This is a genomic window from Sphingopyxis panaciterrulae (assembly GCF_014199295.1).
In the GTDB taxonomy this organism is placed as follows: domain Bacteria; phylum Pseudomonadota; class Alphaproteobacteria; order Sphingomonadales; family Sphingomonadaceae; genus Sphingopyxis; species Sphingopyxis panaciterrulae.
Genome location: NZ_JACIJH010000022.1, coordinates 1 through 13,897, shown reverse-complemented (window position 1 = coordinate 13,897; position 13,897 = coordinate 1). Strand labels below are relative to the sequence as shown.

Sequence of the window (13,897 nt, the reverse complement as noted above, 5' to 3'; positions counted from 1 at the left end):
GTGCGGCTAGTCTCTTGGCGCGTTTCCGAGGGAGGATTGCAATGCATAATATCGATCGCCGGTCACTATTGACCGGCATGGCCGCCACGGGCCTCGCGGCGACAATCGGCGCCGGCGAGGCTTCGGCAAGAACGAGGCTCGGTACACGCTTCGACAGGCGCCTCCGCGCTGCGATAGATACGATGGTGGTCATCTATGCGGAAAACCGGAGCTTCAACAATCTTTTTACCGGCTTTCCGGGCCTTGAGCAGCCGCTGGAACAAGTGCCGGTCGATCGCACGCGACAGCGCGATCGCGATGGTAGCGTGCTCCCGCACCTGCCGCCTATCTGGGAAGGGCTGGTGCCGGTAAAGCAGACAGTTCAGCATCGCGAATATTTGATTGGACCAAATGATCTTCCGCAATTGGCGAACGAACCGTTCCAACTTCTGACCACCGATGGCGATCCATTGCCGCACGGTGTCATCACCCGCGATCTCGTTCACAGCTTCTATAACAATCAGCTACAGATAAACGGGGGTCGGAATGACGGCTTTGTCGCCTGGGGCAACAGCGGCGCATTGGTGATGGGGCACTACGGAGATTCCAGTGCCGTGCTGCGCTTGTGGCAGATCGCGCGTGAATTCACCCTGTGCGACAATTTTTTCCAAGGCGCATTCGGCGGCTCTTTCTTCAACCACCAATATCTCATCGCAGCCTGCCCGCCATATTATCCGAATGCAGACAAAGGGCCGGCGCGCGAAAAGATCGTTCAATTTGACCCGAACTTTCCTGACGAGCTGCGACCGCTCATCAAAGCTGACACACCATCCAGCGCCATGGACGGGCCGGTCCGCTTTGTAAGCGACACACTTTCGCCGGACTTCTATGCCGTCAATACCATGCTGCCTCCCTATATGCCCAGTTACCAGCCTGATCCGGATAGGCTAGGCTATTCCAGAGCAAGCAGCGCGCTGACCATGCCCGCACAATATCACCCGACGATAGGCGATCGCCTATCTGCACGAGGCATCGATTGGGCGTGGTACGCTGGCGGTTGGACTCTGGCGTATGAGGGAAAGGGGGGCAGCCGGGATTTCCCATCGCGCCCTAATTTCCAGCCGCACCATCAGCCCTTTAATTACTTCGCACGCTTCGCGCCAGGCACCAGCGATCGCGATCGCCATCTGCGGGATGGAGGCACGGGCGAAACAGCGCGGACGAATTATTTCCTCGCGGACGCCGTCGAGGGCAAACTCCCACCAGTCAGCTTCTACAAGCCACAGGGCGATCTGAACATGCATGCGGGCTACTCGGATGTCGATGCAGGTGATCGCCATATCGCGGGCGTGATCGACACACTGCGCAAATCCCCTCAATGGAGTGGGATGATGATCGTCGTCACGTTTGACGAAAATGGTGGCTGGTGGGACCATGTGCCCCCCCCCCAAGGCGATCGATGGGGGCCCGGAACGCGAATCCCGGCGGTAATCATATCTCCCAGCGCTAGGAAGGCGCATGTCGACCATACCATATATGACACTGGCTCGATCGCGCGTTTCCTGATCCGCCGCTTTGGACTCGAGTCACTCCCCGGCCTCGCCGAGCGCGATCGAGCCATGATCGCACATGGCGGCCCACCGTCCGGCGACCTTACAGCTGCGCTCGACCTCTGAACTCCCGATCAAGCTTGGCCCATCTTTGATTGACGTGTTCTGGCTAACATGGGCGCCCGAGCGTAACTGGCTTTCTGTCCCCACCTTGTGGGGGTGAAGAGGAGCGCCGAGTGTCCGGCTTTCATCCCAGTTGTGATTGATGGCACGGCGGTGAGGATCGACCGTGGCCCCGACGCGTCCGGTGACTTTCCGCAACGGGCCTTATGAGCTAAACGCGTTGCGCTTCACTAGATCGGGGTCTCGCGCGCTTCCTCGGCGACTGGCGCATCGATCTCGCTTCCAATGCCGTTGAATGATCGATCAGGCCGCTAACATTTAAACGTAAAATTGCCCTCTTCGCCGGCTCCGACGAAGGTGGGGACAACTGGATCGTCATCACAACCCTCATCAAATGCTGCAAGCTCTGGGCTATTAGCGCCCGCGCATGGCTGACCAACACACTCGCCAGCCTAACCAACGGATATCCCCGCCCATAGTGTCGGCGATCTCCTGCCTTGGTTCAGCGTGGGCTCAAAACACCGGTTATGCGCGCCTTCAACTTCTCGCTAACATCGGTCGCGAACGGTGACGCACTGCGCGAAATGCATGCTTTTTGGTTTTGGATACCATGTTTGACGCCGCCTTCGGACAGCGAAGATCCAATGTCTCTGCGAGGGAAATGCGCGAAACGCGTTAGAGTGTTGCAACCTTTGAATTTTACTTGTATAAGCATATTTCATATATGACATATCAATGTCGTAATGATCACTGGCGGGGTGCGGCTGGTGGGGGAGGGGGCGCTCATGTGCTTTGGGTTGGTTTCCAGGCATCTCGATGGCCGGCGCAGGCCGGCGTCCCCGACGACTTTACTTACATATCTTTGGCTTCGCCGGCATTCGCGAGGATTTCAGCGCATGCGGCGTCGAGTGCTCATGTCCAATAGGCACAGCGGAAGCAAATCACCGTGCAGTCCCTCGTCGTTGGCCATTGGTGCGCAGTTGATTTGAATTCTCAGGATCCACGCGGCGAAGTGCGCTAATATTATCTGGATGGAGAGATCGGCATGACGAAAAGATTATATGCTAACCAATTCAATTCGATGCACCTCGATGATGCTACCACTGTCCGCTGCTACCAGCGCGTCGAACACCATCCATTCGGAGATGCCCGTCGAGGAAATTCGACTGGCCGGTCGAGGGGCAAGCCTCCAAGTCTACGCAGTGCCGTTGCATGCTCGCTGATGGCGTTGCTTGCGGTGCTTGGTCCGCCTGACGGCGTTGAGGCCGCCGAATCGCGCACTCAGGCTCCGCAGGGTGCGGGTTGCGCCATAACCAAAGACGATGGCACCCCATTTCTAGACACAAATGTGACGGACTGCGGCAGTTATTATGTTGCAGGACACTCCTGCTCATCTGCCAATGCCGAAGGCCAACGGCCGGACGTATGTGCAAACATCGATATGTTTATGGGTGTGGATTGGAGCGGAGTGGACCTCATCATCAACTCCCACCGGGGGGTATGGGGACTCAAGCTCACGCAAAACGCCGCCACAACCGGTATATCCCAGATGACGATCGGCGGCGCGCCCGAGAACTCGATCGGCGGATATGAGGCTGCCCGGTACGCAGGGTTTCGGTCTGTGGAATACGATGTGTTTCTCGCTGAAGGGGCAAACATTAACGGCCCCTCTGCTCGCCCCTATGTTACGCATTTTGCCGATCTTGCAGGGTTTACCGATTATGCTGGTCCCCAATATACTCCTCCTACCGGGAAAGCGACGCCTGACGGTGGCTACCTGATGAATGTTCCCAAGGCCCTTGCCGACGGGCTATATTTACGGGACAGGAATGGAGACCTCACACCGAAAAACGACTTTAATAAGTTCGTTTCGCTCAAGAAGTTCCTCCAGCACATCCGCGATACAGAGCCGAGCATGGCGGTCGTTCTGGATCTCAAATATGCCAAAGAACAGGTGATCATGATGCCCGGGGCGAACCCGGAAAACAAGAGAATGAAAGACAAGCTATGCGTTGGATTCTGTGGAGGATATCCTGACACCGAGTCCGGGCAATATGTTCTCAGCTTGATCCAGATGATAGTTTCCACCGCAAAATCTATTAATATGGAAGATAATATAATTATAAAAGTTCCGCAGATAAGCGGTGTTGACGTTAATACAGTTATTAATGCCGTTCCAAATGATTTCTGTAAAATTCTATGGGCTCCCCAGCCGGATGCTGGCCGAAGCGCCAATAACCCAGATAATAAAGATAAGATATTATCGCATTTAACGAACTGGTGGACAACGGCGCGGAATCAATGTGACGCCTCATCCAAACCCAATCTGACGAGCCCAGTCGCGTTCTGGGATACGACGATCTACGTTCCGGAGGTCTGGATGGGGAGGGAGTTCACATACAATGGGGCGATTTATGCCGACTTGATGGACTATCTGCGAGTTCTCAGCGGAAGAAGATCGGCGTTTTGGACCCCGGATCCTTCGGGTCCTGGTGGACGGCATGGAAATTACGCTCACTCCTGGAGTCAATATGGCAACGATCCATTGGATCACCGTGGAGATGCTGTAGCTAATCTAGTCTTCAGCGGCTCCACCCATGCTGTAGTCACGTCGGACAGGCCGGATCTGATCATTCAAATCAGAGAATACCTCAAGACATTGACTGCCCCAATGGGAGGCAAAAAATGACAAGTACAAAGGCTATCAAGAAAACTTCGTTGTCGGCGTCACGCCTGTCAAGGAACATCGTCGTGCGCACCATCGCAGTCCTGTCGGTGGGTTCTGCCACAGTCATGCCAGTTTTTGGGCATGAAATAAATATAAAAATGGATGAAATAGGATCGATTAATCCAAAAGTGCACGATGGAGGTAAATACTCAATTAAATTCACAGGTAAAAGGTTGTCGAAAATGGCAGGTGATTCGGATTCTATCGCTGTAAAAATTCCTGTGTTCTATAGTTCTAATATATGCAAGTTAGAATATAACACTTTTCTTAGAATACATAATAGGGAAACTGGATCGGAATTCCGACTTAGACAGAACTTTGAAAGTCAAAACGGGAACGCGTCTCGAGAATTTTCTCTAGGGAAGAGGGAGTTTCCGTTTATAGAACACCATCAGTACTCAGATGATGTTCTAAAAACAGAATATCCTATTCTGGATCCAATCCAAAAGGAAATATGCTCGAAAGTAAATAATGGTGAATATGACAGCGGCAATTATACTATCACGATATTCATTAACTCATATAACACATTTCTACAGGTAGTTAGAAATGGAATTCCGATCCATGATGTGTATATTTCACCTATAAATTTTGGATCTGGTGATGACATAATGGACCTTATTAGGCGTAGTTCTATTAATGTTAATTTTCATATTGATTCGTATAGTATTGATCCGGACCCCGATGATGTAGGTGATTCAAAGCTACCTTGCATGGTAAAGATTTATTCATTTAAGTGGAGTGATCTTCTTAATGATCTAAATCTAAATTATGGCGCAAAATCTATTCCTGTTTTGTCTCCTGTAGTTGATATGGGAAATGGTGCTGCGGCAGCTATACTTATTTCCACCAATTAGGGAAGGAGTGAGGTAATGATTAATTTTAGGGTGGTATGTAACGTCGTGGCGGCTGTCGCTGCCATTTCCGTCGCCGGGCCGTCTCTGGCGCTTCAAAATAGCCTCGGATCGACTGATCTGAAAAATTGTGGCGTTGGGTACATCAAAGCTATGAAGGTACTTTCAACGAGAAATTCGAGTAATCCAGACCCCATTAGTATATATGTGACGCTTGACACTAACGGATGGCCAGACCCTGCCTTCACAAATGACAAATATTATCACGATCCCCAGGGACGGAATTGGATTACGATTACCGCGGTAGAGAGTGACAAAAGGTGGGATTTGGCTCGCAGTAGCTTGCAATCGGCGATGCTGTCCAGGCTGCCCGTCGCGGTGTATACGCGCACAGACAAGTGCCGGGGCAGCGATGAAGATTTTGAAATTACCAGCTGCGCGGACGAGGGGGTTTGCCTGACCACCGGGTAAAGCCGATCTGCTTTAAATGTCTTGCTTTGGGTCCGAGTCCGATGGGCTTCGGACCCATTGTATTCTATTTTTGAGGCATAAAACTGGACGGATTCGGTAATCAGTCAATACGGAACGTACGGGCCTAATGCTTCTGTACGCGGTCCTATGCGGCCGCTGGCTGAGAGAGGCGAAGGGTGGTGCGGGTGCCGAGTTTCGCGATGACAAGCGGCACCGCGCCCTTCACCGGATCGTTGAGCAAGGCCGCTCCGCCTATGGTTGGAACAAATGACACGACCTGCCCGCAGAAACATCACCCATGCCGGAACCAACATCAACATCGTCATATTGGCGATAAAAGAGTCGGGCTGATCGGAGCGACAGTCCGCGTTCGTTTGATGGACGCGGACCGCGCCGCTGATATTTCCCGTTACGCCCGAACAGCAATCATGAAATGACGATGGCGACGGGCGGGGCGATGAGGGGCAGGGGAGGGTGCGCACCGCCGTTCTTTATTCGTTCATCCCGATATGAGAGATAGGAAGCCATGACGACGAGCGAAACCAACGGCTCGCTTTGGACGCAGGATCAGGCAATTGCCTATGAAGCGGCGCTTGAAGCGATCAATGACGGGATCGCGGGGCTCAGCGCGCAGATTTATGCTGAAAGGAACAGCCCGTAGCCCAACGAACAGCGGCTTACTTGGCTAAGTTTGCGTGTGTCGCACGCAGGCGATGAAGCCGACTCGCTCGACGTGTCCGACGATGCCAGCGTCGGCCAGGCGCTGACCGAATATAGCGCGATGGTGCGTGCAAGGGATGCCGCTGAAGCTCTTGCTGCCGCTGCTTGACACCCACCGACATGGCTGACGATCCGGAGCGATATAGCCTACCGGGCGAACAGTTGCGCTCTCTCTATGAATCGGAGATTGCGCCACGTCGGTTCAGGTGTATACATCCGGGGAGCACCGCGCCTAACTGATTTCTATCGTATTTATTTGTCGAGGAAGGCTTGGACACCCTCTTCGGCGAGTGTTTTGCGGAAGGCTGCATCGGCTTCCCGATCGGAAGCGAAGGCGTCGCTCCAAACGATTGATGTTCCGCGTGCGTTGACGACCTCCAGCGACCAACCGGGCTCTGTCGCGATGCGAACGATGTTGATGGTCAGCGGCACGCCGTCCTGGGTAATGTGGCGGCTAAGGGGCGACTCTATCAGTTCGGGGTGCGGTCCGGATTGCATGAATGGATGCTACGGGAATCCGGCTCTGCCTTCAACGACCTCGGTTCCCAATGCCAAGGCAGGAGATCGTGGAGCTGGTTGACGGGATGGTCGGCGATGCGGGCGAGGACGTCGGCGAGCCAGGCCTGCGGATCGACGTCGTTGAGCCGGCAGGTCTGGATCAGCGAATAGGCGACGGCTGCGCGCTGGCCGCCGCGATCGGAGCCGCAGAACAGCCATGACTTGCGCCCGAGAGGTACGCAGCGCAGCGCGCGTTCGGCGGCGTTGTTAGAGAGGCAAACCCTGCCGTCGCCGAGGTAGTGAGTGAAGGCGTCCCATCGGCGCAGCATGTAGTTTATGGCCTTGGCGAGGTCGTGGTTGCGCGAGATCCTCGCAAGCTGCGCGCTCAGCCAGTCATGGAGCTCAGCCATCAGCGGGACGCTGTGTTCCCGGCGGATCGCGAGCCGCTCGGCCGGGCTCGTGCCATTGATGGTGCGCTCGATGTCGAACAGGGTATCGAGCTTCTGCACGGCCTCGAGGGCGATCGGATAGTTGATGCCGGCCTTCTCGCCGCGGCTCTTCTTGCGCGCGGCGCCCTCGACGTCGGCGAGCTCGAAGAACTTCCTCCTGGCGTGTGCGAAGCATCCTGCCTCAAGAATCGGCCCGGGCGATCGGTTCGGCGCGTAGAGCTCGTTGTATCCGGCGTAGGCGTCGGCCTGCAGAATCCCGGACCAGGCCGCGAGATGATGCCTGGGGTGATCCCCGCGTCGGTCGCGCGAATAGTAGAAAAGGGCCGAGGGCGGATCGTTGCCCCCGAAGGGTCGATCGTCGCGCACATAATCCCATAATCGACCGGTGATGGTCTTGCCCTTGGCCATGACCGGCACGGTGGTGTCGTCGCCGTGCAGTCACTCGGCGGCCAGCGTGTGGGCCTCGATCAGGTGGAAGACCGGCATGAGGGCCTGGCAGGTCGCGCCGATCTGGTCGGCGAGCGTCGACACGCTGAGCGGCACGCCTTCGCTGGCAAAGCGCTCGGCCTGGCGGTGGAGCGGTTGATGCTGGCCGTACTTGTCGAACAGCAGCATGGCGAGGAAGCTGGGGCCGGCCCACCCGCGCGGGGTGGCGTGGAAGGGCGCCGGCGGCTGCGCGATCTTCTCGCAGTCCCGACACGAAAACTTCTCGCGCACGGTCTGGATGACCTTCCACGAGCGGGGGATGACCTCGATCGTCTCGGTCACATCTTCGCCGAGCCTCGACAGGCGACTGCCGCCGCAGGCCGGACAGGCGCAGGGTGCGGGCACAACGACGCGTTCGCGCGGCAGGTGCTCGGGAAAGGGCTTCCTGACCGGCTTCTTGCGTTCGAACGCGGAAACGGTCGCTGTCTTCGTCGCGGCGGCTTCGGCGGCAAGCTCGTCCTCGGCCGCGTCGGCTTCGAGATCTTCGAGCTCAAGCTCCATCTGCGCGAGCAGTCGTTCGGTGCGCTCGGCGCTGGCACCATATTGCTCGCGCCTCAGCCTGGCGATCTGCAGCTTGAGATGCGCGATCATCGCCTCGGTGGCGTTCTCTCGCGCCCGGGCGTTGGCCAGTTGGGCTTCGACGGCTGCGGTGCGTTGCTCGGCTTCTTCGGCCTTCTGAAGCGCCTTTGCCAGCAGCGCCTTGAGGACATCGGCGTCATCCGGAAAGGGTGAAACGGCGGCTTCCATGCGGTGAGTGAATCACCCCCAAAGGGCCAGGGCAAGCCGAAAATGCGTTGTCGGACGATATTATCCCGCGCTCTGCGGGCGCCAGCTATACTGCGGGTTGCGCCAGTCCATCCCGTCGAGCAGGCAGGCCAGTTGCGAGCGCGTCAGCGACACCACCCTGTCCTTCGCCGAGGGCCAGATGAAACGGCCCTTCTCGAGCCGCTTGGCGTAAAGCGACATGCCCACGCCGTCGTGCCAGATGATCTTCACCAAGCTGCCGCTGCGTCCCCGGAAGACCCACAGATCGCCGGCGAACGGGTCGCTCGTGAAGTGTTGCTGGACCATCGCCGCCAGGCTCTGCATCCCGCGCCGCATATCGGTGTGGCCCATTGCGATCCACACCCGCGCGCCGGGCGGGATCATCGCATCGCCCTCAGCGCGGCCGCAGCGAGCGCCGGCGGCGCGGATGCCGAAATGCGCATCCGCCGACCATCGGAAAGGTCCAGTACAATCGCCGCCTCGGGCTCGGCGGGCGCTGGCGGCGCCAAGCCCGCCTCGGATGTGTTATCGATAACCGCCGGCACGAAGGCTTCCTGCACCCGCCGCATGGCCGTCCTGCGCCACTGATAGATCAGACCGCGGGAAACATCGAAACGCCGCGCCACATGCGAAACCTTGGCGCCCGGAGAGAACGCCTCACGCAGAATCTCCAGCCGTTCCTCATCAGACCAATCTCGGCGGCGCCCCGCTCCCCTCAACACCGTAACCTGCGTCATGGCTGTCCTTACGTCCGTCCTTACGTGCGACCTTAAGGACGTCCTGCGGACAATACCCAACCTCCGCAAGCGGCTCAGCCCGGACGGTTACGGATCAGCGCAATTTTCCCGGCGATCTGATCAAGCGTGTCGCGAAGCGACGCGGGTGCGTTGATGATCAGGGTTTGTAGCGTCACCATCGCCTGCGACCGGCTTTTGACGGCCGTATCGCGGGCGATTTTGAGATGTCGGATCATCTCGACAGACCCAGTCTGCGTTTTGGGTTCGGCGAGTGCCTGTCCCGCCATCACGGACCGTGCTGCGCCTTCAGCGTCGAGGCTATCGCTTTTGCCGTGCTGATAGCGCAGCTGTCGATTGGGGCGCGTTACCTCGACAACCTTGTGGCCTTGGGCAAGAAGATGACGCGATAGACCGGCTCCGTACGATCCGGTCCCTTCGATGCCGAAGGCCGTTATATCGCCCAACGCACGTGCCCAATCTTCAAGCTTTGAATAGCCTTTGCTTGTCGCCGGCGCCGAGAAGGCCGCCAACCGGCCGCCGTTGATATCAATTGCCACAGCAACATGGGTATCTTTATGTGTGTCGACGCCGATAATGATGTTGCGGATTGTCGTTTCGATCATGTCCTGTCCTCTCTGCGCGGGTGCCCGGGCACCCGCGCAGAGAGGACAGGACTGTGAAGGGGCGAACCCGTCAGGCTCCTATGAAGTCACATCTCACCCGTTGCCAGGGCGACCCGATGGCCGACACGTCAACGCAATGACACGAGGTCAGTCGTAGCATGGGTCAGACCATCAGGCCGCAGAAGCTTATCACAATCGTAGCAATTGCCGGTGCGGCTCATCGATGGCGTTGCGCCGATTGCAGCCATGTAATCGACATAGGCACCGGCCGCGTATTGCGATCCACGATCCGAATGGCAAATGAGGCCGGGCGCAGGCCGCTGCCGTTGCGCCGCCATCATCAGCGCAGCGAGCGGCAACTCGGTGCGCATGTGATCGCGCATGGCCCAGCCGACGATTTTGCGGGTCGCGAGATCGAGCACGGCGGCAAGATAGAGCCAGCCTTCGCCGGTAGCGATATAAGTGATATCGGCGAGCCAGATCCAGTTCGGCGCCGACGCCGAGAACCGCTGCGCCAGCAGGTTGGGTGCGATCGGCAGATAGTGACGACTGTCGGTCGTGCAGGGCCGGAACCGGCGTCCGGCCAGCGCACGGATACGATGCCGACGCATCAGGCGTTCGACGCGGCCACGGCTGCATTGATGGCCCTCCGCCCGCAGGGCGGCATGTATCCTGGGCGATCCGTATCGTCCCTGATGCCGCGTCTGGAGTCGACGCACGGCCTCCAGCAGCACTAGGTTGGCTGTCGTTCGCGCGCTTGGCGGCCGACTGCGCCAGTCCTAATAGCCGCTGCGCGACACGCCGAGCATGCGGCACATGACGTTCACCGGCCAGGTGAACGCATGCTGCTCGATAAAGGCGAACTTCATCGGGGCATCTCCGCAAAGATGCCGACGGCTTTTTTTAATATGTCGCGCTCCATCCGAGCCCGATCCAACTCGCGGCGCAACCGCGCGATCTCGGACGCCTGATCCGCCGGCGACGCCATCGATGATATTGGCGGCTTCGCCGCCGGGCTCGCGGGGACGCCGCCCTCCTCTAACTTGCGCTGCCAGCGGCGCAGCATCGTCGGCATGATACCCAACTCGCTCGCCACCTCGGTCTGCATGCGACCGCTCGTCTCCCACAGCGCCACCGCCTCGCGCTTGAACTCGTCCGTGAACCGACGCTTCGTTGCCTTCGTCATTAAAACACCTCCTGGCTCCGCAGGGCTTATCATTGGTGTCCGTCAAACCGAGGGAAGATCAGCGCGAACGCGACCCGGCATGACGCAGGGTAAGGGAACGAAGGTCATGCTGGGATGTGGCATCTCCATCGCGTAATCAGGTGTCGCCATTGGAGGATCATAATTTGCCATCGCTTGATACTGATCTGCTCCGCACTTTGGCTGCCGCGCTGGCGGTGGGGGTACTGATTGGTATCGAGCGCGGCTGGCGGCAGCGCGATGAAGCCGATGGCGGGCGGGTGAGCGGCCTGCGCACCTTCGGCCTGCTGGGCCTTGCCGGTGGCATAGCCAACCATCTTCCAGAACTGCTGGCGACCATCATCGCACTGACGGCTGCCACCGGTCTGGTGCTTGGGTATCGCCGAGCACTGGCTCAGGGGACCAGCCTGTCCGTCACCAATATGCTGGTCGGCATCATCACATTCGCTCTGGGATTCCTGGCCGGACAGGGACTGGTGAGCGAAGCGCTCGCCGTCGCGGCGGTCACGACGCTGCTCCTGACGCTCCGGCAGCGATCTCATGCCATGCTCAAGGGGATGAGCCACAAGGAAATCGAATCGATCGCTACCTTTGCGGTCGTCGCGCTGGTCATTCTGCCGCTGCTGCCGGATGCCGGTTATGGACCTTATGAGGCATGGAACCCGCGGCAGATCTGGCTGGTCGTCGTGATCGTTCTCGGTCTTTCCTTCGCCGGCTATGTCGCTTCCCGGCGCCTTGGTGCGGATAAGGGGATCATGATTACCGCGCTGTTCGGGGCGCTTGTATCCTCCACGGCCGTTACCGTCGCCTATGCACGGCGTCTGCGTGCCGATGACGGCCCGCAAGGTCCGTTGGTGGCCGGCATCGCCCTGGCCTCGCTCGTCATGTTCGCCCGCGTGCAGATCCTGTCGATCGCCCTGATCCCCTATGCAAGCCGATCGCTGGCACTCGCGATGGTGCCGGCCTTTGTCGTGGGTGGGCTGACGATGCTCCTGGCGCTGCGCTCCAGTGCGACAGCCGATGGCGCCGGCGCGATCAAGCTGGGCAACCCGCTGGATTTCGGGCCGGCGCTGCTGCTCGCGGGGGCAGTCGCGCTCATTGCTGTTCCCGCACGCTGGGCACTCGACCGGTTCGGCGATCAGGGCATCGTCGTGGTTCTCGGCCTCACCGGCATGTGGGATGTGGATGCCGCCGTTCTCACGCTGGCCGGACTGCCGGAGAATATCATGAAACCCGATACGGCCGGGTTGGTTCTCGCCGCACCTGTGCTCGTGAACACCGCGTGGAAAGCCGCGCTCGCGCTCGGCATCGCCGGGCTTCGTGGGCAAGGGTGGAAGGCGTCTGGTCCGCTCTTCGCCTCCGTGCTGGCCTCCGCGGGTGGCATTGCGGTGCTCACTTTATTTCGCTGAAACGGGGCCTTCAACGAATTGATCGGCGTGGCGATGCACGTGATGTCGACACATCCATGCTTCGAGTGCCTTTCCTCTCAGGGGAAGGTATGAATGAAGGGCTGGTTTCAACTCGACCAACTTACCTCGGAAATGACGGCTCTGTTGGCGCGAACTGTCTCGGTCCTGTTGATGGCTTGCTCTCCCTCAGGCGAATGCCGTGGCGAATTCGACGCGTATGCCGCCGGGCATAGCGCAGAAGAAATGGCGTGCGCCGGCATCGCCCCGGATGAAGCCGGGCTCGCGCTCAATCACCACGCCCGGCCAGCCGCGCAGCTTTTCGAAGAGCGTCGTCAGCGCCGCCTTGTCCGGCACCGCCAGCGCGAGGTGATGCAGGCCCACATTGGCCTTGCGATCGAAAGCGACGGCATGCGCCGGATCGGCGACGGGCCACAGCGTGAGCATGACCTGCCCGTCCGACACGAAGGCGGCAGGGTAAGTGGGGTCGTCGCCCACCACGGCCCAGCCAAGGGCATCGACAAAGAACCGCCGCGCGGCGTCGAGATCGGGCACGGCAAGACCAAGATGATGGATGCCGCGAGTCAGGGGTTTGGTCATGCTCCGTCTCCGGTTGCGCCGGGCCAGTAAAAGCTGTCGGGCGTGGGCCGCTTGCCGAAGATAGCCTGGCCGACACGCACCACGGTGGCGCCTTCCGCGATCGCGTCCTCGAAATCACCGCTCATACCCATCGACAGGCCGGTGATATCGGGTACCCGCCTGACGGCCTCGTCGCGCAGACGGCGCAGCAAGGTGAAGCACGGCCGGACCTTTGCCCTGTCGCTGCTGAACAGCGCCAGTGTCATCAGCCCGCGCGGCCGCAGATGGGGAAACTGGCCGAGCTGATCGACGAACGGCAACAGCGCATCGGGATGGAGGCCGAACTTGCTTTGCTCGCCCGACGTGTTGACCTGGACATAAACATCGAGCGAGCGCCCCTCCCGCGCAAGCCGCCTGTCGAGCAACTCCGCCAGCCGCAGGCTGTCGAGTGCATGGAACTCGCTGGCGATGCGGGCGAGATATTTGACCTTGTTGCTTTGCAGATGTCCGACGATGCTCCAGTCGATGGGAAGGTCGGTGAGCGCCTCGCATTTGGCCATCGCTTCCTGCAATTTGTTCTCGCCAAAGACGCGCAGCCCCGCCTCAAAGGCGAAACGCAGGACCGGCGCTTGTAGCGCGACAAACTGGATGAGAAGTTGCGACGATCAGGATGAGAAGGTCTGACCGCGACGGTTCCGTTTTGGTGTGTTTGCTTGTCGCTGGCA

At 58.9% G+C, this 13,897-nt stretch carries 12 protein-coding genes and 2 pseudogenes; 6 read left to right on the top strand and 8 right to left on the bottom strand.

Translation table 11 applies throughout. From position 1 onward, the window contains the following. Positions 1-41 precede the first annotated feature (41 nt). From acpA to FHR21_RS21260, 5 genes are all read left to right on the top strand, one after another. Positions 42-1,655 (top strand): acid phosphatase, encoded by a 1,614-nt coding sequence (acpA, locus tag FHR21_RS19720; RefSeq protein WP_184101468.1) that lies wholly within the window; start codon positions 42-44, stop codon positions 1,653-1,655. Between the two features lie 1,219 nt (positions 1,656-2,874). Further along, entirely contained in the window at positions 2,875-4,341 is a 1,467-nt protein-coding gene (locus tag FHR21_RS19715; RefSeq protein WP_184101467.1) for a hypothetical protein, read from the top strand. Between the two features lie 62 nt (positions 4,342-4,403). Then, positions 4,404-5,237 carry a hypothetical protein gene (locus FHR21_RS19710; RefSeq protein WP_184101466.1) on the top strand — a complete coding sequence of 278 codons (834 nt, stop codon included), beginning with the start codon at positions 4,404-4,406 and terminating at the stop codon, positions 5,235-5,237. A gap of 994 nt (positions 5,238-6,231) precedes the next feature. Continuing rightward, entirely contained in the window at positions 6,232-6,366 is a 135-nt protein-coding gene (locus FHR21_RS21265) for a hypothetical protein (RefSeq protein ID WP_338113233.1), read from the top strand. Between the two features lie 36 nt (positions 6,367-6,402). Next, the gene (locus FHR21_RS21260; RefSeq protein ID WP_338113232.1) at positions 6,403-6,534 is read left to right on the top strand and encodes a hypothetical protein; all 132 of its coding nucleotides are present in this window, start codon (positions 6,403-6,405) and stop codon (positions 6,532-6,534) included. Positions 6,535-6,677: 143 nt separating this feature from the next. Here the strand turns inward: FHR21_RS21260 and FHR21_RS19700 are convergent, their stop codons facing one another. The 6 genes and pseudogenes from FHR21_RS19700 to FHR21_RS19675 all read right to left on the bottom strand — a co-directional run. Further along, entirely contained in the window at positions 6,678-6,857 is a 180-nt protein-coding gene (locus tag FHR21_RS19700; protein WP_246427358.1) for a hypothetical protein, read from the bottom strand. A gap of 38 nt (positions 6,858-6,895) precedes the next feature. Next, a pseudogene (tnpC, locus tag FHR21_RS19695) lies at positions 6,896-8,605 on the bottom strand (IS66 family transposase). Positions 8,606-8,665: 60 nt separating this feature from the next. Then, positions 8,666-9,007: an IS66 family insertion sequence element accessory protein TnpB gene (tnpB, locus tag FHR21_RS19690; protein ID WP_184101463.1), complete on the bottom strand. Its 342-nt coding sequence runs from the start codon at positions 9,005-9,007 to the stop codon at positions 8,666-8,668. Next, entirely contained in the window at positions 9,004-9,360 is a 357-nt protein-coding gene (gene tnpA / locus FHR21_RS19685; RefSeq protein ID WP_184101461.1) for an IS66-like element accessory protein TnpA, read from the bottom strand. The genes tnpB and tnpA overlap by 4 nt, the downstream gene beginning before the upstream one ends. Before the next feature lie 74 nt (positions 9,361-9,434). Then, positions 9,435-9,983, bottom strand: a complete 549-nt coding sequence (locus tag FHR21_RS19680; protein ID WP_221235283.1) for an IS110 family transposase — start codon at positions 9,981-9,983, stop codon at positions 9,435-9,437. 194 nt (positions 9,984-10,177) lie between these two features. Then, positions 10,178-11,169 (bottom strand): annotated as a pseudogene (locus tag FHR21_RS19675) (IS3 family transposase); the annotation flags it as partial. A 164-nt stretch (positions 11,170-11,333) separates the two neighbouring features. Here FHR21_RS19675 and FHR21_RS19670 point away from each other — a divergent pair. Next, positions 11,334-12,596 (top strand): MgtC/SapB family protein, encoded by a 1,263-nt coding sequence (locus tag FHR21_RS19670; protein ID WP_184101459.1) that lies wholly within the window; start codon positions 11,334-11,336, stop codon positions 12,594-12,596. Between the two features lie 186 nt (positions 12,597-12,782). On the opposite strand, the gene FHR21_RS19665 is transcribed toward FHR21_RS19670, so the two are convergent. After that, positions 12,783-13,193, bottom strand: a complete 411-nt coding sequence (locus FHR21_RS19665; protein ID WP_184101457.1) for a VOC family protein — start codon at positions 13,191-13,193, stop codon at positions 12,783-12,785. Next, the gene (locus tag FHR21_RS19660) at positions 13,190-13,792 is read right to left on the bottom strand and encodes a YggS family pyridoxal phosphate-dependent enzyme (RefSeq protein ID WP_276569308.1); all 603 of its coding nucleotides are present in this window, start codon (positions 13,790-13,792) and stop codon (positions 13,190-13,192) included. Before FHR21_RS19660 ends, FHR21_RS19665 begins: the two co-directional genes overlap by 4 nt. Positions 13,793-13,897: the final 105 nt, after the last annotated feature.

Bases quoted from the DNA above. Each gene is read 5' to 3' on its own strand.
- acpA (WP_184101468.1), top strand. From the start codon at position 42: ATGCATAATATCGATCGCCGGTCACTATTGACCGGCATGGCCGCCACG.
- FHR21_RS19715 (WP_184101467.1), top strand. From the start codon at position 2,875: ATGGCGTTGCTTGCGGTGCTTGGTCCGCCTGACGGCGTTGAGGCCGCC.
- FHR21_RS21265 (WP_338113233.1), top strand. From the start codon at position 6,232: ATGACGACGAGCGAAACCAACGGCTCGCTTTGGACGCAGGATCAGGCA.
- tnpB (WP_184101463.1), bottom strand. From the start codon at position 9,007: ATGATCCCGCCCGGCGCGCGGGTGTGGATCGCAATGGGCCACACCGAT.
- tnpA (WP_184101461.1), bottom strand. From the start codon at position 9,360: ATGACGCAGGTTACGGTGTTGAGGGGAGCGGGGCGCCGCCGAGATTGG.
- FHR21_RS19680 (WP_221235283.1), bottom strand. From the start codon at position 9,983: ATGATCGAAACGACAATCCGCAACATCATTATCGGCGTCGACACACAT.
- FHR21_RS19665 (WP_184101457.1), bottom strand. From the start codon at position 13,193: ATGACCAAACCCCTGACTCGCGGCATCCATCATCTTGGTCTTGCCGTG.